The organism is Acidilutibacter cellobiosedens (assembly GCF_004103715.1).
Lineage (GTDB): Bacteria > Bacillota > Clostridia > Tissierellales > Acidilutibacteraceae > Acidilutibacter > Acidilutibacter cellobiosedens.
This window is the reverse complement of the sequence record NZ_CP035282.1, coordinates 1,713,282-1,732,846: the sequence shown is the minus strand read 5'-3', so window position 1 is coordinate 1,732,846 and position 19,565 is coordinate 1,713,282. Positions and strand designations below refer to the sequence as shown.

At 32.9% G+C, this 19,565-nt stretch carries 20 protein-coding genes; 3 read left to right on the top strand and 17 right to left on the bottom strand.

Translation table 11 applies throughout. The annotated features are described in order from the left end of the window. Positions 1-9: 9 nt before the first annotated feature. The 8 genes from smc to EQM13_RS08250 form a co-directional block, all read right to left on the bottom strand. Entirely contained in the window at positions 10-3,597 is a 3,588-nt protein-coding gene (gene smc / locus EQM13_RS08285) for a chromosome segregation protein SMC (protein WP_255417554.1), read from the bottom strand. Between the two features lie 56 nt (positions 3,598-3,653). Further along, positions 3,654-4,742 carry an elongator complex protein 3 gene (locus EQM13_RS08280; protein WP_071138798.1) on the bottom strand — a complete coding sequence of 363 codons (1,089 nt, stop codon included), beginning with the start codon at positions 4,740-4,742 and terminating at the stop codon, positions 3,654-3,656. Further along, a complete protein-coding gene (gene rnc, locus EQM13_RS08275) occupies positions 4,735-5,457 on the bottom strand; it encodes a ribonuclease III (RefSeq protein WP_128752430.1) in 723 nt (240 codons plus the stop codon). The genes EQM13_RS08280 and rnc overlap by 8 nt, the downstream gene beginning before the upstream one ends. 75 nt (positions 5,458-5,532) lie before the next feature. After that, a complete protein-coding gene (gene acpP / locus EQM13_RS08270) occupies positions 5,533-5,769 on the bottom strand; it encodes an acyl carrier protein (protein WP_071138800.1) in 237 nt (78 codons plus the stop codon). Positions 5,770-5,871: 102 nt separating this feature from the next. Further along, positions 5,872-6,864, bottom strand: coding sequence for a phosphate acyltransferase PlsX (gene plsX / locus EQM13_RS08265; protein ID WP_128752428.1), 993 nt, complete (start codon positions 6,862-6,864; stop codon positions 5,872-5,874). 133 nt (positions 6,865-6,997) lie between these two features. Then, on the bottom strand, positions 6,998-7,180 hold the full coding sequence (rpmF, locus tag EQM13_RS08260) for a 50S ribosomal protein L32 (protein WP_128752427.1): 183 nt from the start codon (positions 7,178-7,180) through the stop codon (positions 6,998-7,000). 13 nt (positions 7,181-7,193) lie between these two features. Further along, complete coding sequence (locus EQM13_RS08255; RefSeq protein ID WP_128752426.1) at positions 7,194-7,709, bottom strand: YceD family protein; 516 nt, start codon at positions 7,707-7,709, stop codon at positions 7,194-7,196. 65 nt (positions 7,710-7,774) lie between these two features. Continuing rightward, complete coding sequence (locus EQM13_RS08250) at positions 7,775-8,965, bottom strand: acetate/propionate family kinase (protein WP_128752425.1); 1,191 nt, start codon at positions 8,963-8,965, stop codon at positions 7,775-7,777. 163 nt (positions 8,966-9,128) lie between these two features. On the opposite strand from EQM13_RS08250, the gene EQM13_RS08245 reads away from it, so the two are divergent. Next, the gene (locus EQM13_RS08245; protein WP_128752424.1) at positions 9,129-10,382 is read left to right on the top strand and encodes a nucleotidyltransferase; all 1,254 of its coding nucleotides are present in this window, start codon (positions 9,129-9,131) and stop codon (positions 10,380-10,382) included. Here EQM13_RS08245 and EQM13_RS08240 read toward each other — a convergent pair. Further along, positions 10,372-11,154, bottom strand: coding sequence for a patatin-like phospholipase family protein (locus EQM13_RS08240; protein ID WP_128752423.1), 783 nt, complete (start codon positions 11,152-11,154; stop codon positions 10,372-10,374). The genes EQM13_RS08245 and EQM13_RS08240 overlap by 11 nt on opposite strands. 76 nt (positions 11,155-11,230) lie before the next feature. Between EQM13_RS08240 and ylbJ the strand changes: the two genes are divergently transcribed. Continuing rightward, a complete protein-coding gene (gene ylbJ / locus EQM13_RS08235; RefSeq protein ID WP_128752422.1) occupies positions 11,231-12,457 on the top strand; it encodes a sporulation integral membrane protein YlbJ in 1,227 nt (408 codons plus the stop codon). Here ylbJ and EQM13_RS08230 read toward each other — a convergent pair. The 6 genes from EQM13_RS08230 to EQM13_RS08205 are packed head-to-tail and all read right to left on the bottom strand — an operon-like array spanning position 12,450 to position 18,168. Further along, complete coding sequence (locus EQM13_RS08230; protein WP_114218785.1) at positions 12,450-12,896, bottom strand: Hsp70 family protein; 447 nt, start codon at positions 12,894-12,896, stop codon at positions 12,450-12,452. The two genes, ylbJ and EQM13_RS08230, sit on opposite strands and share 8 nt — an antisense overlap. An 8-nt stretch (positions 12,897-12,904) precedes the next feature. After that, positions 12,905-13,384 (bottom strand): pantetheine-phosphate adenylyltransferase, encoded by a 480-nt coding sequence (gene coaD, locus EQM13_RS08225; RefSeq protein ID WP_114218786.1) that lies wholly within the window; start codon positions 13,382-13,384, stop codon positions 12,905-12,907. Then, on the bottom strand, positions 13,384-13,953 hold the full coding sequence (rsmD, locus tag EQM13_RS08220) for a 16S rRNA (guanine(966)-N(2))-methyltransferase RsmD (RefSeq protein ID WP_114218787.1): 570 nt from the start codon (positions 13,951-13,953) through the stop codon (positions 13,384-13,386). Before rsmD ends, coaD begins: the two co-directional genes overlap by 1 nt. 57 nt (positions 13,954-14,010) lie before the next feature. Further along, positions 14,011-16,071, bottom strand: coding sequence for an ATP-dependent DNA helicase RecG (gene recG, locus EQM13_RS08215; RefSeq protein ID WP_128752421.1), 2,061 nt, complete (start codon positions 16,069-16,071; stop codon positions 14,011-14,013). A 51-nt stretch (positions 16,072-16,122) separates the two neighbouring features. Further along, on the bottom strand, positions 16,123-17,793 hold the full coding sequence (locus tag EQM13_RS08210; protein ID WP_128752420.1) for a DAK2 domain-containing protein: 1,671 nt from the start codon (positions 17,791-17,793) through the stop codon (positions 16,123-16,125). Positions 17,794-17,811: 18 nt separating this feature from the next. Continuing rightward, entirely contained in the window at positions 17,812-18,168 is a 357-nt protein-coding gene (locus EQM13_RS08205) for an Asp23/Gls24 family envelope stress response protein (RefSeq protein ID WP_071138813.1), read from the bottom strand. 219 nt (positions 18,169-18,387) lie between these two features. On the opposite strand from EQM13_RS08205, the gene rpmB reads away from it, so the two are divergent. Then, positions 18,388-18,579 (top strand): 50S ribosomal protein L28, encoded by a 192-nt coding sequence (rpmB, locus tag EQM13_RS08200; protein ID WP_071138814.1) that lies wholly within the window; start codon positions 18,388-18,390, stop codon positions 18,577-18,579. Between the two features lie 64 nt (positions 18,580-18,643). On the opposite strand, the gene EQM13_RS08195 is transcribed toward rpmB, so the two are convergent. Together EQM13_RS08195 and EQM13_RS08190 are read right to left on the bottom strand one after the other, a co-directional pair. After that, positions 18,644-18,835, bottom strand: coding sequence for a hypothetical protein (locus EQM13_RS08195; RefSeq protein ID WP_071138815.1), 192 nt, complete (start codon positions 18,833-18,835; stop codon positions 18,644-18,646). A 90-nt stretch (positions 18,836-18,925) separates the two neighbouring features. After that, positions 18,926-19,561, bottom strand: a complete 636-nt coding sequence (locus tag EQM13_RS08190; RefSeq protein WP_128752419.1) for a thiamine diphosphokinase — start codon at positions 19,559-19,561, stop codon at positions 18,926-18,928. Between the last annotated feature and the right edge of the window lie 4 nt (positions 19,562-19,565).

Below are 19,565 nucleotides of genomic sequence, written 5' to 3'. Positions count from 1 at the left end.
TCTTCCTCCTTAGCTTGCAATTTCAGAGTATTTATCTTTTAATTTGATGGATACCATCTTAGTTACCCCTTCCTCTTCCATAGTAGCACCATGAAGCACATCGGCAATTTCCATAGTATTCTTTCTGTGAGTAATTATTATAAACTGAGTATCCTGAGAAATCTTCTTTAAGTATTTAGTATATCTATAAATATTTCCTTCATCTAAAGCAGCATCTATTTCATCTAAAATACAAAAAGGAGTCGGCTTCGTTTTCAGTATGGAAAACAAAAGGGCCACTGCTGTAAGGGATTTTTCTCCTCCTGAAAGCAAAGTCAGACTTTGAAGCTTCTTCCCAGGGGGTTGAGATATTATCTCTATACCGCTGGTAAGAACTTTTTCAGGTTCTTCCAAATAGATATCCGCTTTTCCTCCTCCGAATAACTCAACAAAAACTTCATTAAAGTTTTTTCTGATCAAATTAAAACTATGGACAAACTGCTCTCTCATTTTCTCTTCCATCTCTTTAATTACATTGATCAAATCCTCTTTTGCGGCAACTAAATCTTTTCTCTGATCTTTAATAAAGTCCAATCTTTCCTTTACCTTCTTATATTCTTCCACAGAGCTTAGATTAACTGTTCCGAGATTTTTTATACATTCCTTTATATCCTTAGCTCTATCATAATACTTTTTCTCATCATCTATATCAATTTTATAATCCAGCCCTTCTTCATAGGTCAGTTCGTACTCTTCCATGAGCTTTCCGTAACAATTTTCAACCTGTACGGAATACTTGGCCTCCTTAATATTGATATTATTTAAATTTTTCTCTAACTTGCTTATATTATCCTTTATTATATTCAGGCTTTCATCCTTTAAGTTTAAAGAACATGTAAGTTCTTTTTTCTTTTCTTTTTCCTTTTCAAGTTCCTCTTCGGAATTTTGAAGATCATATTTACATGCATCTATCTTTTCAGACAAAGCTTTCTTTTTATCAACCAACTGAAATAAATCATCTTTTAGTTTTTCGATTTCCTCTTTTTTAGTATTAACGACCAATAGAGAATTCCCTATTTTTTCTTTGATATTATTTATTTTTTCTTTAATTGAATTGAGATTACTTTCTTTCAGGCTCTTCTCTATCTTCATTTGAGTTACCTTGTCGTTTAATTCATCTCTTGTTTTTTTCCTTATTTCAAAATTCTCCATCTCTTCCTTCATATTTTCTCTCAATATTGTATTGCCCTCTTCTGCTTCTTTCAGTTGATCCTTAAGATTCAGACTTTCCTTTTTCATGTCTGTTTTTTCCGCATTTAAACTTTCTTTTTCCTTTAAATACTTATCCTCTCCGTTTTTTAATCTCTCAATGTCCTGAACAATATTGTCCTCTTCATTTTTCATTTGAATAATTTCAATATTCATCGTCTTGATCTTTTCATTTAAATCCTCTAAGTCCGCTTCTTCTTTGTCATTTAGAGATTTCAGCTTCCATATATTGTTCTCTAAAGATTTCTTTTCTTCTTTAAGAACATCAATATCCTTAACCAATTCATCTAATTTCATTTTCCTCACTAATATATTGGTAGGAGCATTGGAAACACTCCCTCCTGTTATGGAACCTCCCGGATTTAAAATATTCCCGTCCAAGGTAACAATCTTAAAAGAGTTTTTATATTTCTTGCTTATGGCTATTCCCCAATCAATGTTTTCCACTATCAAAGTTCTGCCCATAAGATATTCAAAGATATTCATATATCTTTTATCAAAATCAATTAAATCAGCGGCAACTCCTACAATTCCCTTTTCATTGCTGTCGTGAGAACTGATTTTTAGTTTATTTCCTCTTATGGCAGTACAGGGAAGAAAAGTAGCTCTTCCCAACCTGTTTCTTTTCAAATAATCGATTAATTTTTTGGCTGTCTCCTCTTTATCAACGACTATATTCTGTAAATTTGAACCTAAAGCCATCTCTATAGCCTTTTCAAATTTTTTGTCAACCTTAATAAGATTGGCAACTACTCCTATTACTCCCTTACTCAAGAAATTATCTTTATCTATGGCTTTAAGTATACCTCTTACGCTTTTATAAAAACCCTCATATTCTTCTTCCATATTTTTCAGAAGTTGAAAGTTGGATATCTTCCCATTCAGGTTTTCTTTCAATTCATTGAATTTTAAAGATATATTCTCTATGTCTGATTTAAGCTTTTTTTGACGTCTCAACCTGTTTTCCGCTTCTTCTTTATATCTGTTAAATTCCTTTTCCCTATCGACTATACTTTTCTTAATTCCATTCAGCAACAGCATTTTTTCGCTTTTTTCTTTTCTCATCTCTTCTGTTTCACTATCTATCTGACATATTCTTTTATTTATATTTTCTTCAAAAGCGTTTAAATTAATAATCTTATTTTTTATATCCGTCACAGAGTTAAGTTTCTCAAAGATATTGTCCTTCCGGCTTTGTATGTCACTATCCTTTAATGAAATTTCATTATTGATACTGTCTAATTCATCAACATTTATTGCCAATTTTTTACTTAGTTTTATTAATTCCTCATCCGCAATCTTTAAAGAGTTCTCTTCTTTTTTTTCTTCTGCAAGCAGTTCTTCTCTCTCTTTATTTAAATTCGTAATCTCTCCTTCAATTCTTTCCTTTTCTTTATTTAAGTACCTTTCCTTTTCATTAATTAACGACAACTCATTTTGATATTTTTCAGCGGAACTTTGAATTTCATAGTTTTTATTTCTTATATTTTCAATTGATCCTTCCTTTTCTTCCAATTTGGATTTTATATTCAGGTATTCTTTTTGCAGGTACTCATTTTCCTCAACGCTTTTTTTGATCTGGTCTTCTATACTTTTCTTATCCTTTTCAAGATTTAGAAGATTAGAATTTAAATTATCAATCTCCCTCAAGAATAAATTAACCTGGATTTCCTTCAATTCCTGAGACAATTTTAAATATTCCTTAGCTGTCTCCGATTGTTCCTTCAAAGGACCTGTCTGACTTTCCAATTCCGTTATAATATCGTTTATTCTGAGTATATTTCCTTCCGTCTTGTCCAACTTTTTCTCTGATTCTTCTTTTCGCATTTTGAATTTAACAATCCCAGATGCTTCTTCAAATATATTCCTTCTGTCCTCTGGTTTTGTACTGAGGATCTCATCAACTCTCCCTTGCCCGATAATGGAATAGCCTTCCTTGCCCACTCCCGTATCCATAAAAAGCTCTCTTATATCCTTAAGCCTGCAAGAATTTTTATTTATATAATATTCACTTTCTCCCGATCTGAACATCCTTCTTGTAACGGCAACTTCAGAATATTCTATAGGTATCTTTAAATCTTTATTATCGAAAACAATTGTAACTTCGGCATATCCGACAGCTCTGCGTTTTTCGGTCCCGGAAAATATTACATCTTCCATCTTGTTTCCCCGTAAATTTTTAACGCTTTGTTCTCCCAAAACCCATCTCACTGCATCGGCTATATTACTCTTTCCGCTTCCGTTTGGACCGACTATTCCCGTTATACCGTCCTTAAATTCAATTTCCGTTTTATCTGCAAAGGATTTAAACCCGTGCATTTCCAATTTTTTAAGATGCAAATACAACACCTCGCCATTTTTATTAAAAGGTTTCCCGAAACATCAGAAACCCTTTAATTTCTCATCTAAACAATATCTCTAAAATAATTTTTCAAAATATCCTTTTTATCTATTATATCATAATGATCTTCTATATGAACAATGATGATTTGGGAATCAATATCCTTTTTATATACCTTTATATTACTAAAATCATATAATTCTTTTAAATATTTAATATTCGACGATTTCTGCCCTGCCATAGGAGATATATTTCTTTCCTTCGTTTCTATAGTAATAATTTTATTCTTAATATCCTCTTTCTGAAAATTTTTAAAGTATTCCTCCAAAAAATCTCTGTAAAGCCTTGATTCGACTAATTGTCTGAAGGCAGGATGAAATGGCCCTGCCACCACATCTTTCCCTGTTGTCATGTTCTCAGTAGGCTGAAGTCCTATTCTTATAACATCGATATTATTGCGTTCAAAGAGTACTAAAAGCTTTGACGAAATATCTATTGCTTCCTCTAAGGAAAGGGGAACGTACTCGCCCTTTTCATATAAATCCTTCAAATAAGTGTCTTTAATTACAAGAGTAGGATATATCCTTACACAGAAGGGATTCATCTTGATGATCTCTCTTCCCGTAAGGAGAGATTTTTCCATATTGTCTCCAGGAAGGCCTATCATCATCTGAAGCCCCAGTTTAAATCCATAAGATTTTATGAGGTCTGAAGCACGATATACGTCTTCCTTATTATGCCCTCTTCCGCTTAAAATAAGAACTTCGTCATCTAATGACTGGACCCCCAGCTCTATTATATCTACATGATATTTTTTTAATATATCAAGCCTAAGTTTGTCTATATAATCAGGTCGTGTAGAAAGGCGAATTCTATCTACCGCACCCTCTTTCTTATATTTAAAAGCTACGTTTAATAATCTTTCCTGAAGATTCAGATCAATACCGGTAAAACTCCCTCCGTAAAATGCTATTTCCACATCTTTTCTGCGGGAAGGTATTGTGGAAAGATGTTCCTCTATTATATGTTGAGCTTTATTTTCATCCATTTCATCAGTTTTACCCGTAATCCTTCTTTGATTACAAAATACACAATTATGCGGACAGCCCAAATGAGGAACAAAAATAGGAATTATATAATAATCTTTACTCATTTTTAACACCCATTCCGTTAAGAGCTTCTTTTGCAGCCATTTGTTCAGCTTCTTTTTTATTTTTTCCCAATCCTCTTCCCAATATTTTATTATCAACAACTACATCTACATAAAATACCTTATCATGATCCGGGCCTTCCTCTTTTTCAATAGTATATTCTATCTTTGAGCCGAATTTCTTTTGAAATATCTCCTGAAATTTTGTCTTATAATCAAAAAATAAATCCTTTTCCTCTTCCAGAGAAATAACATTCTTTTTAAAGATATTTATAAAAAATTCCTTAGCTTTCTCTAATCCTCCGTCTAAATATATCCCTCCGAGCAAAGCTTCAAAAGCATCTGCCAAGACGGAATCCCTTTCCCTTCCTCCCGTAGTTTCTTCTCCTTTCCCCAAAACGAGATATTCTCCAAGGTTTATCTGCCTCGATATAAATGCTAAGGACGATTCGCATACTATGGCGGCTCTGAGTTTGGTAAGTTCACCTTCGGGATAATAAGGGTACTTTTTATATATGTAGTCACTGACAATTATGTTTAATACCGAATCTCCTAAGAATTCCAACCTTTCATTATGTTCATAATACTTTCCCTTATGTTCATTTGCATAAGAGCTGTGAGTTAAAGCATTAATTAAAATATCGATATTATTAAATTTAAAATTGATTTTCTCTTCAAAAATACTCAATTTGTCTTTAAACGAACAATTGTATTTCATAACTATACCTCCGAAACATCTTCAAGTATTAAAAGATTAGGTCTCGATATCCTCAAGACCCATTTTTTATCAATATTACTCTAAATCAGTCGTTTTTTGAATATACTCCACTGCATCTCCGACGGTTTTTATTTTATCAACCTCATCGTCATCAACTTCCAGATCAAATTCATCCTCTATGGCCATTATAAGTTCCACTAAATCCAATGAATCTGCATTTAAATCATCTTGAAAAGAAGAATCCATAGTTATGTTTTCTTCATCAATATCAAATTGTTCTGAAATAATCTTTTTTAATTTCTCAAGCACCATAAAAATACCTCCAAAATAATAATATTTTAAAACATATATATTATATATATTTTTTATATCTATGACAAACTTATTATTAAAATTTCAAAAAATTTTTAAGTATTACTCACTAATAGATATATTATCCTCTATTATTTTTATAATATCCTTTTCTGCAAAATTTTTAGTCTGCTTAATAGCATTTTTTACAGCAATTTCGTCAGAGCTTCCATGAGCTTTTATAACAGGTTTACTAATCCCAAGAAGAGGAGCTCCGCCGTACTCCCTGTAATCCATCTTAGATTTAAATGCCTTAAAACTTGACTTTAATAATAAAGCTCCTATTTTTCGAGAAAAAGACTTCATAAATTCATCCTTAAGAATATCAAAAATAGTAAACGCCAAGCCTTCCGTCAGCTTAAGTATGATATTTCCCACGAATCCGTCACAAACTATTACATCCGCCTTGCCTCTCGGTATATCCCTTGCTTCAACATTTCCTATAAAATTAATATTAGAGTTTTCAAGGAGCTCATAAGCCTCTTTTACAAGAAGATTTCCTTTCTCTTTTTCGACCCCTATATTGGCTAATCCAACTTTTGGCGAAGAAACTTCGAATAGTTTCTCATAATATATGGAACCCATCAATCCAAACTGTTTTAAATAGTCAGGTTTACAGTCTGCATTAGCTCCGGCATCCAGCAAGAATGCCATTCCATTTTCGGTTGGAAAGGGTGATGCTATGGCAGCTCTTTCAATTCCCTTTATTCTCTTTGTAATAAGCGTTCCTCCTGTTATCAATGCTCCTGTATTCCCTGTAGAAATAAATCCCTGATATTTTTCATCCTTCAAAAGATTAAGGGCTATAATCATGGAAGAATTTTTCTTTCTGCGGATTGCCATTGCAGCCTCATCTTCATTATTTATAACTTCTTCGGCATGAATTATACTTATCCTGTCTCCCGTATAATTATTTTCAGAAAGTTCTTTTCTAATTATGCTTTCGTCCCCTACAAGGGTTATATCTACATTCAGTTCCTTTAAAGCAAGTATACTTCCTTTAACCACTACTTTTGGGCCTTTATCTCCTCCCATTGCATCTACAAGAATATTCATCTTTCCCCTCCTTTTCACAATTTTAAGATTCATAAAATTACTGTTGATATTAAATATACATTACCCCAAATAAAAAATCAATAATTAAAAGACAGCGGTTTATGATATGCTGTCTTTTTAATTCATTGATTTTTTATTTTTCAACTTTTATTACTTCTCTACCTTTATAATATCCGCAAGACCCACATACCCTATGAGGAACTTTTAATTCATGACATTGAGGACATTCTACTAAGGTAACTTTTGAAAGCTGATATGCAGAAGCTCTTCTTTTATCTCTTCTTGCCTTTGAAGTTTTTCGTTTTGGTACTGCCAATTAAAACACCTCCTTAATTTTCGCTGAACAGATCCTTCAATTTTGCAAATCTCGGATCAACATCATCTCGATTACAATTACAATTCCCTTCATTTAAATTTTTTCCACACTTAGGACATAACCCTTTACAATCACTTCTGCAAAGAGATTTCATCGGAAGGGAAACTACTATGGAAGAAATTATAAATTCAGTTAAATCTACCGAATTCCCGCTATAATATATGGGTTCTTCTCCATCTCCGTCAGGGATCATCTTTTTATTGCTTTCTATAAGCTTTCCCGATACGGGAATATCTATTTCTTTTACAAACTCTTTTAAGCATCTGGCACAGGTTTCAATAAATTTATAATTTAAATTTCCATTTAGAATTTTATTTTCACCAACTCTAAATATGTTTCCGGTAAATTTTACAGGTTCCGTAAACAAAATTTTACGTTCATTTATATATAAAGGTTCCAATTTTAAATTTTTGTCTACGTGGATACTTAAAACATTATCATCAAAAAAACTTGACAGATTAATGCTCATAATCTTCACCTCATTACAGCTAACATGAATAATTATATAAAGCAAGATAAAATTTGTCAAGAAAATTATATAAGTTCCTTTGTCTCTCTTGCTATCATAAGTTCTTCGTTAGTGGAAATTACAAAAACTTTTACCTTCGAATCCTCCTGACTTATCAATGCATCTTTGCCTCTGACCTGATTTTTTTCTTTATCCATTTTTATCCCTAAAAATTCAAGGCCTTTACATATTTCGTATCTGATTTCGGAAGAATTTTCACCGATTCCGGCAGTAAATACCAATACATCTATTCCTCCCATTAAAGCGGCATAAGCTCCTATATATTTTTTGACTCTATTATTAAATACGTCTAAAGCCAATTTGGCTCTTTTATTTCCATCTGAAGCGGCGGACTCCAAATCTCTGAAGTCACTGCTTATTCCGGATATACCCAACACACCGGATTTCTTATTTAATAATTCATTTACATCTTCTGCGGACAACTTTTCTTTTTCCATTAAAAACGGTATTATAGCAGGATCCACACTGCCGGATCTCGTTCCCATAGCCAACCCATCTAAAGGAGTAAATCCCATGCTTGTATCAACGGATTTTCCTCCGTCTACCGCACAAACACTTGCTCCGTTTCCCAAATGACAAGTTACTATCTTTAAATTTTTAATATCTTTTCCCACCAATTGAGATGCTCTCATTGAAACATATTTATGAGACGTACCATGAAATCCGTATTTTCTTATCTTATATTTCTTATATAATTCATAAGGAAGAGCGTATATATAATTAGCCTCCGGCATAGTTTGATGGAAAGCGGTATCAAATACTCCTACCATGGGAATATCAGGCATAAGCTCTCTGCATGCTTCGATTCCTATGATATTTGGTGGGTTATGTAATGGCGCTAAATCTATGCAATCATTTAATGTCTTCATTACCTGAGCATCAATTTTTACTGAAAATGCAAATTTTTCTCCTCCATGTACTATTCTATGTCCAGTCGCATTTATCTCTTTAAGAGATTTAATAGCTCCATACTTTTTATCAATCAAAGAATCCAAGACTAACTTCATGGCATCTTTATGATTTTTCAGCGGTTTTTGAATTACAACTTCCTCTTTTCCGGTTGTCCTGTGTTTTATCCTGGAACCTTCAATTCCTATTCTTTCAACCAGACCTTTGGCCAACAAGTTTTCTCCTTCCATATCGATAAGCTGATATTTAAGAGAAGAACTGCCACAGTTTATTACAAGTATATTCATCCTTTATACCTCCCAAATAAGTTGATTACCACTATTAATCATATTATTACAAATTCTTATAAAAATCAATCAAAAATATTCATTTAACAGTAAAATCATTTTATGACTTAATTATGTTATAATATCAATATACAGTCTTTATAATTATGGAGGATAAGATAAGATGAAGGTTCTCGGACTTATAACCGAATACAATCCTTTTCACTACGGTCACAGCTATCATTTAAATTTTTCAAAAGAAAAGACCCAATGTGATTTTTCCGTTGCGGTAATGAGCAGTTCTTTTCTTCAACGGGGAGAGCCGGCTATCGTGGATAAATGGGCAAGAGCAAAGATGGCCATAGATTCGGGAGTGGATTTGATTATTGAGCTTCCTGTTTTTTATTCTGTCCAAAGTGCAGAAATATTTGCTTATGGAGGAGTAAAATTATTAGACAGCCTGAATATAGTCGATTATATATCCTTTGGAAGCGAGCTTGGGGATATGAAGTATTTAAAAATGATTTCCCATATACTAAGTGAAGAACCGGAACCTTTTAAAAAATATCTGAAAAAATATTTAAAAGACGGGTATTCCTATGCTCAGTCTCGGATGAAATCACTGGAAGATTATATGGATGCCGATAAATATCATTCTGACTTCCCCTTAGAAGATATCATTCGTTCTCCTAATAATATATTGGCTATAGAATACCTGAAAGCACTACATAGAATTAAAAGCAATATAAAACCCTTTACAATTAAAAGAGTAGGAAATGATTATAGGGAAGAGGAATTGTCAGGGAAGTTTTCTTCTTCCGGAGCTTTAAGAAGGCAGATATTAAAAAATGATTTAGTCAAGATAAAAAATTTAGTGCCGCCTTCCGCTTATGAAGAGCTTTTAAAATATGATGAAAATAAATATTCTTTTAACAGCTTGGAAAATTATTCTGAAATAATATTATATCTTTTAAGGACTGCTTCTAAGGACAAACTTAATAATTTGATGGATATGGAAAACGGTCTGGAAAATCGCATATTGAAGTATTCATACAAATGTAATTCATTAAGTTCTCTCGTTAATTGCGTTTCCACAAAAAGATATACTAAAACAAGAATTCAAAGAATACTTATCCATTTACTGCTCAATATGAATAAAGATGAATTTTCTTTGTTTAATAAAAGCTATCCTAAATATATAAGAATTCTCGGCGCCAATAAAAAGGGCCTTAAAATATTAAAGGAAATTAAGAATAAATCGGATATAAAGATAATAAACAAGTTTTCAAACTATAAAAAGATCAGCGATCCCCTATTGGAAAAAATGATTTTATTGGAAAAAAAAGCTACGGACATTTATTATATGGGTATCCAGAAACCTCCGGAATCCTATAGGGGAAATATGGACTATTTCACATCTCCTTATATTAAAGATTAGAAACTTCATTTATCTTTTCTTTTATTTGTGATATCGCTTTAATTGTTGTATTATATCCTATTTCCTCACATTCCTCTACTCGTTCAAAGCTGAAAGAATCTATATGGGAGAGGGGAATCTGAATAATTATATCAGCAAGCCTTTTATCCTCTTCGTATATTCTTTTCGACATTATATCTATGGACTGCTGAATTATATCAAAAATGCGAAATATCCTACTCTGATAACTACCAAATCCCACATCTGAGGCTATTATAATATCGGCACCCATATCCTTTAATACGGAAACGGGCAATCTGTCCACAACTCCCCCGTCTACCAATACCTCATTATGGAATTTTACAGGTTCAAAAACCCCCGGGATTGATATACTTGCCCTTATAGCTTTATACAGTGGGCCTGAAGTAAACACAACTTCCTCTGCATTATTTAAATTTGTAGAAACTATCGATATTTTTTTATCCAAATCTTCAATATTTCTGCTTCCCGTTATTATTTTCAGTATTTCTTCTATTCTGTCCCCCTTCACTATCCCCTTGTTTGGGACGGTAAAATCCAACCATGTTTTCTTATCAACCTGGATCGCAAGACCCTTCAGCATCTTAGGAGATATACCCGTACAGTACAGTCCTCCTATCAATGCACCGGCACTGCTTCCCGAAAAAAAATCTATATTTATATTATTTTCTTCCAACGCCCTTAACACTCCTATATGGGCTAATCCTCTGGCAGATCCGGAACCTAAAGCAAGACCTATTTTTGGTTTACTCATAGTATCACTCCCTTTAAAATAAAATCATATATCCCACAATTATTCAATATAATTATATAAAATCGGAGGGAACAAAATGAAAGCAACAAAAAATAGCGAGAAAATATCTTTATCAAATACCATATTCATTATATTTATATTATGGATATTATACAATTTAATATTATTTCCGAAAACTTCAATCAATGGCGCTGTGAAAGGACTTAATTTGTGGTTCAACGTATTGATCCCTTCCCTATTTCCTTTTTTTATTATTTCTGAAATATTAGTCTCCTTAGGATTTGTGGATTTTATGGGAGACATACTCGGACCTATAATGAAACCTTTATTTAATGTTTCAGGAAAAGGGGCTTTCCCCTTTACAATGAGTATCACTTCCGGTTATCCCGTCGGGACTAAAATTGTTTCCAATATGAGAAAGAAACAAATTATATCAAAAATCGAATCTCAAAGACTAATCTCCTTTTCCAGCACTTCAGGCCCATTATTTATGATAGGGGCCGTTTCCATAGGAATGCTAAACAGCCCCCAAGTCGGCCCTTTGATAGTTGCTTCTCACTATTTAGGTGCTATAACCGTAGGACTAATATTCAGATTCTATAAACATAATATTTCTTTTAAATATAAGGACCAAAAACATAATGTATTCATTTCGGCTAAAAACTTTCTGCTGTTTAAAAATAAAAATTCAAAAAACCTTGGTACTATTCTTTCAAACAGCACAAAGGAAAGCATAAATTCAATTCTCTTAATTGGAGGATTTGTTATATTTTATTCTGTTTTGACAGAAATACTATATGAGTCCAAATTATTTTATTTAATTCTAAAAATATTCCATGAAATCATTCCGTTTAATATAAGTACAAATTTATTAAGGGGAATAGCTTCAGGAATTATCGAAATAACAGTAGGTTGTAAAACCATAGCCGAATCAAACGGAATACCGCTAATTCAAAAATTAACATCTATAAGTTTCTTAATCGGATGGAGCGGACTGTCTATACATAGTCAAGCTTTAAATTTTATATCCTCTACCGATATCAATCAAAAATTGTATATCTTTGCAAAATTTCTTCACGGAATATTTTCCGGCCTCTTTTGCTATATAATATATAATTTAAAATATAAGGATATGGCAATAACATCGTTCTCAGTGGAAAATTACCCTTGGGAAGTATTTTCTCCGGCAAATTGGACAAAGATTTTATTTTCCTCCATACAGTTGGAATTGATTGTAATTATATCCTTAACTATTTTTTCAATAATATCAGCAATTATAGGCTGCCACAAAAATACTATTTAGGTCCGCTTAATTCTTTTCTGTTTTGCTCAAGAACCATAATGAGATCCTTTAAATTCTGCTGAGTTTCTCTTAACAGATTATCGGCATATTCCATTGCGCCTATTCTTATATCCTTTGCATTTGACTGGGCTTTGGATAAAATTTCCTCTGCTCTTTCCTTGGCAGCCTTAGTTATTTCATCCCTCTCGACTAATTCTTCAAGATGGATTTTTGCTTCGTCCATTAATGTATTGGCTTCTTTTTGAGCTTCCGCAAGAATCCTCTTTTTCTCCTCTTTAATCCAATTAGCTTGTTTTATTTCATCGGGAAGTTTAAGCCTTATTTCTTTAATAATTTCCAATAGCTCTTCCTTATCCAATATGCTCTTTCCGGAAAAAGGTATTTGAGAACTGTTTTCTATTATATCTTCCATTTCATCAATTAAATTTAGAACCTCCATCAGAAAATTTACCTCCTTTTTATTTTTTTCACTAATTCCTTTTCCACATTTTTAGGAACCAAACAGGAAATATCTCCTCCAAATTCTGCAATCTCCTTGACTACGCTTGAACTCAAAAATGAATATCTGCTATCCGAAACCATCATTATAGTCTCTATATCCTTGCACAATTTTTTATTAATAAGGGACATCTGCATCTCATATTCAAAATCAGAAATCACTCTTAATCCTCTGACAACAGTAAATATTCCCTTCTCTTTTGCATAATCAATGAGAAGCCCTGAAAAACTATCAACCTCAACATTATTGTACTTACGTACTACCTCTTTTAGCATGTCCTTCCTTTCTTCAACCGTAAAAAGGGTGTTCTTGGCATTGTTATTAAGTACCGCCACTGTTACTCTTTCAAATTTTTTCGAACATCGTTCTATTATATCTAAATGTCCGTTTGTTACAGGATCAAAACTTCCAGGATATATTACTTTCATTACTCTATCTCTCCTTCTGTTATAAGGCTGTAAAATGATATTATTTTATCTCCGTAATCTCTTTCGTCAGTCTTTATTAAATTTAAAATTCTATTTCCAAGGGATAATTTTTTTTCATGTTCAACTACTACTATTCCATTATCTTTTAAAACATTCTTTTTTGAAATAATTTCTAAGGTTTTGCCCGGTAAGTTTTGCCTATAAGGTGGATCCATAAAAATATAATCAAAAACAATACCGTTTTTACTAAAAAAGTCCAAACTTTTCAGGACATCCTTCTTATATATGTAGCTTTTCTCATTAAAGTTTGAAATATTTATATTCTCCCTTATTAAATTTATTCCTTCATAAGAATTATCAATAAAATAACATTTCATTGCCCCTCTGCTCAAAAATTCAATCCCTATATTTCCGGTACCTGCATATAAATCCAATACTATCGAATTTTCATCAATAACCCCTAATATATTAAAAAGGGATTCTTTTATCCTATCTTGAGTCGGTCTTATGTTTTGGTTCTTTGGGGTTTTAAGCCTAAGTCCTTTTCTGCTTCCCGATATAATTCTCAAGGAAAACACTCCTCACTTATTCCTTTAAATACCTTTTTTATTTTAGCATAAATACCATTAATTGAAAATGATTTCATCAATTTTTCCTTTAAACATTTTTTTCATTCTTTCTTTTATCTTCTTATATTTTTCGTCTTTTAATTCAGGATCTTTCGTCAATATTTCCATAACCCTTTTTTGAACTTCCCTTAAAATATCCATATCGGTAAATAGATTCGCAATCTTTAAATCGGGAAGTCCGTGCTGCTTGAGTCCCAAAAATTCTCCGGGACCTCTTAACTCCAGATCTTTTTCCGATATTATAAAACCGTTTGTGGTACTTTGAAGAATTTTCATTCTTTCTCTTGATATCTTGCTGCCGCTTTCATTTATAAGTATACAATAGGATTGGTATTCCCCTCTCCCGACCCTTCCCCTTAATTGGTGAAGCTGGCTCAGTCCAAAGCGTTCCGCATTATATATAACCATTATATTTGCGTTAGGAATATTTACTCCCACTTCTATTACAGTTGTAGAAACTAAAATATCTATATTATGACTCTTAAAATTTTCCATTATTTCATCTTTTTCGCTCGATTTCATTCTCCCATGTAAAAGGCCTACACTAAATTCTTTAAATGTTTCATTTTTGAACTTCTCATATAATTCCTCAACTGACTTTAAATTCAACTCTTCCGATTCTTCAATCAAAGGACATACTATATAAGCTTGCCTTCCTCCCCTTACCTGTTTTTTTATAAATTCATTCACCCTTTTTATATAGCTTACACCTACCGCATAAGTCTCAACTTTTTTTCTCCCAGGGGGAAGTTCATCTATTATGGATATGTCTAAGTCCCCGTACAAAATTAAAGCTAAAGTTCTTGGTATAGGAGTTGCTGTCATTACTATAGTATCCGGATTCAATCCCTTTTCCGAAAGAAGTTTTCTTTGCTTAACCCCAAACCTGTGCTGTTCATCCGTTATTACAAGCCCCAATTTATTAAATTTAACATTGTCCTGAATAACAGCATGAGTTCCTATAAGAACATCTATGTCATCGGACTGCAACTCATCCAATATTCTCTTTTTGGCCTTTACACTCAAACTTCCCGTTAAAAGCTCACATTTGATTCCCATGCCGTCAAAAAACTTACATACACTTTCATAATGCTGATTTGCCAATATTTCCGTTGGCGCCATCATAGTTGCCTGATATCCCGATTTAACAGCTTTATATATTGCCATCAAAGCAACAACAGTTTTCCCCGAACCTACGTCTCCCTGTATAAGTCTGTTCATCTGCCTCTTGCTTTCCATATCCCTTTGGATTTCTTCAAATACCTTCTCCTGGGCCTTCGTAAGTTTAAAAGGCAGGTTCTCTGTAAATTCATTGATATTCACATCTTTATCAAAGGATATGCCGTCATCCTTAAGGCCGAATTTCTTCTTTATTATAAAGAGGCACAGTTGAAGGATAAATAATTCTTCAAATACCAGTCTCCTTCTTGCGGCCATAAAAGTTTCTCTATTTTGGGGAAAATGAATATTTTTAATTGCATCCTTTATAGAAATCAGATTAAAGGATTTTAATAAGTCATCAGGAAAAATTTCTTCTATTTCATCTATGTATTCTTTCAATGCATTTGCAATCATTATATTCATTTCGTTTACGCTTAATTTATCAGTCACGGAATATATAGGAACTATACTTCCGACTTTATTTCCCTTGTTCCTTTTTTCATAAACAGGAGATATTATCTGAGTTTCGAAATTATTTCTTTTAATTTTTCCATTTACCGATATTTCTTCTCCCTCAGAGAAATTATCAGCCAAGTAATCCTGATTAAACCAAACCAAATATGCAGCACCTGTACTGTCCTTTACAGGTACTTTAAGGATAGACAATTTTCTTCTCGGCCTCAATATAGAAGGAGAACCTGCAATTACAACATTTAAACTGACTTTTTCTCCATCCGCACAATCCCTAATTTTGGAATATTTGGTTCTATCCTCATATGTTCTCGGAAAGTAATACAATAAATCCTCTATCGTTACTATCCCCAACTTTTTAAGTCTGCTTGCTCTTTTGGGTCCAACACCTTTTACATATTGGACAGACGCTGATAATCTATCCATTTTTTCACCTCTTAAACAGATTTTCCCCTATAAAAATAGGGGAAGAAGAAATTACTCTATCGAAAAAATATAATAATATAAAGGCTGCCCTCCATATATAACTTCTATATCACAGTCATTATGTTCTTTTTCTATTTTTCCAGCCAACTCATCAGCTTGCTCTTTTTCTGTGTCATTTCCATAGAATATAGTTACAATACTCGTATCTTTATCAACCATATCGTTTAAAAGCCTCTCAGATACCTCCTGAACATCTTGACCTGTAGCTTTTATATCTCCATTTGAGATTCCTATGATATCTCCTTTTTTAATCTTTGTTCCATTCATCTCCGTATCCCTCACGGCATATGTTATTTGCCCTGTCTTTACTTCCCCAATTGCTTCCTTCATATTCTCAATATTTTCTTCAACACTTAATTCTTCATTAAAGGATATCAGGGCAGAAATTCCCTGAGGGATAGTCTTCGTAGGAAACACATATATATTTTTGTCACTTAATTCTTTAGCCTGTTCCGCTGCAAGAATTATATTGCTATTATTCGGGAATATAATAATATTTTCTGCCTTTATTTTATTAACAGCATTCAATATATCTTCCGTACTGGGATTCATTGTTTGTCCACCAGGTATAATATAATCCGCATGCAATCCCTTAAAAACTTCGGATATTCCATCCCCCATTGATACAGTTATGATTCCGTACTTTCTGATTTCATCATTTTCCAAATTTTCTTCTTCTTTTTCGTTCTCTTCTGCTTTCTTTTCTTCTTCCTCGGTAACAACAAGCCTTCGATGTTGACGTCTCATATTATCGATTTTAATATCATTTAATTCTCCAATCTCTACTGCCTTTTCCAAAACTATACCGGGATTATTTGTATGAATATGAACTTTTATAAAATTATCTCCCCCTACCACAAGAAGAGAGTCTCCAAGGGGAGCTAATTCCTCTCTGAAGACTTGGGGATTTTTATCCGTATTATTTACTAAAAATTCAGTACAGTACCCGAATTTTATATCATTGGTATCAATATCCTTATGGAAATTCATATTCTGACTCTGAGTCTTTGCACCTGTACTGGTCTCATGAAATTCAATTTCCTCGTCAGTATTCAAAGTATTATATGCACCTTGAAGTATTACTAGTAACCCCTTTCCTCCTGCATCAACTACTCCTGCTTGTTTAAGTACAGGAAGCATATCAGGAGTTTTATTAAGTACTTCATTACCGTATTCTATTATTTTATACAAAAATTCGGATATATATTTTTCATCTTTACTTAGCTGTGCTGCTTTGTCGGCACATTCTCTTGCTACCGTTAAAACAGTACCCTCCGTTGGCTTCATGACGGCCTTATATGCGGTCTCCTGAGCCATATTGAAGCTTTCCGCAAAATCCTTTATATAAGCCACTTTCTTCCCTTTCAATCCATTAGACAGGCCTCTAAAAAGCTGAGAAAGTATAACTCCTGAATTTCCTCTTGCTCCCATTAAGGATCCGTTACTTGCTGCTGCTGCTACTTTATCTACGCTTAATTCCTCAAGATTCAATATTTGTTTTACAGCCGATTTCAATGTTAAGGACATATTTGTGCCTGTGTCTCCATCAGGTACCGGGAAAACATTTAAAGAATTTACTTCGTCTTTATGTTGATCTAAATAGTTTGCTGCTCCTATGAATAACTTTTTGAGATCCTGGCCGTCTATATATTCCTTATTCAATATCAAGTACCTCCTTTACTACTTTTGTACCCTAACACCCTGAATAAACACATTTATTTTTTCTATCTTCAGTCCTGTTTGATTTTCAACATTATATTTAACTTTTTCAATTATATTTTCGGCAACTACCGTCATTCTTATTCCATATTGAAGTATGACAAATAAATCAACAACTATATGTGTTTCATTTGTGTGAACTTTCACTCCTTTAGATAGATTTTCCCATTTTAATAACTCAAAGAAGCCTTCCGTAGCACTCTTGGTTGCCATACCTACTATTCCGTAACATTCCATTGCGGATAATCCTGCAACTGTTGCTATCACATCATCATCTATGGAAATATATCCGTATTCGTCATTAAATTTCGCTGGCATATTCTACCTCCTCCTAAATATTTATATGATTACATTTTACCTTATTATATCAAATAGTTCAACTATTGCTGTTTATCTTTTAAATTTAATTCTACGTATTGCATTTTTAATATCCATTATGTTAAAATAGATTATGTTGTTATTGAATAATTATATGCTGTAATAATAAAGCATATGAAAAATAATGAAATTCAGCATAGATTTGAGGAGGTGTTTCTTGTGTCAAAACGTTGTGAAATATGCGGAAAAGAAAAAACATTCGGGAAGAAGGTTAGCTTTTCAAATAGAAAAAGCAGCAGAACCTGGTCTCCTAACATAAAAAAAGTTAAAGCCATTGTTGATGGATCCCCAAAAAGGATTTACGTTTGTACAAGATGTTTAAGATCCGGAAATGTAACAAGAGCATTATAATTTAACACAAGGGGACGGTTCTTCCGTGCTGTTTAAACAGCACGGAAGAACCGTCCCCTTGTGTCTATCCGCATTTATATAGTAGAAGACCTGTTATGAATATAACAAAAGCAAATATAAGAAGCCAAAAATTAATCGGTATTACCTTAATAATTAATATTCCTCCCAATATCATCAAAATCAGTCCTATTATTCTGAAGGGACCGCGTCTACATCTATGCGGAGGTCTAATATGCCAAGGTTTCCCCCCTCTCATAAAACCACCACCTCTTGCCACAAACTTTACTACATATTATTCAGATATATATATTATAGTTACAAAATTGTATTTTCCATATAAAGAAGATCAGTCCTTGGATATAACAATTATACATTCTCCCGACTCGATTTTAATTTCTCCTCTGTCTTTGACTATTCTGTTGCTTATTCCATAGGATGAAGAAAATTCGAACTTTTTTCTATCTGTTTCATATTGGAAACCTTTTAATGTAACTATGCTTCCCCTTTCCCACATGGGGATTATTGAAACATAGGTATTTTCCTCTTTTTCAATAACAATATCTCCATATCCGATAAATATCTTGTTGTTTTCATCAACAATAGTTCCTTTAATATTCATTTTATATAATTTATAGAGAAGATGAATATTGGCAAGACTGTGATCTAATCTTGAGCCCGTTGCTCCCATAAAAATTATCTCTTCGGCACCTTTTTCAATAAGAATGTTGATGGCTAATTCTGTATCCGTATAATCCTTTTTTATGGGAAACTTTTTAATTGTCACCTTATCCCTTTCCATCTTTCTAAACGTATCCTTATCTATAGAATCAAAGTCTCCTATCAAGAAGTCTGGCTTGATAGATGTATCGGCTATATAGTCAGCTCCGCCGTCGGCACAAATTATATAATCCGAATCTCTTGCCACATCTCTTAATAATTTGTCATTCTTAATTTCTCCGTTTGATATAATAAGCCCCTTCATAAAA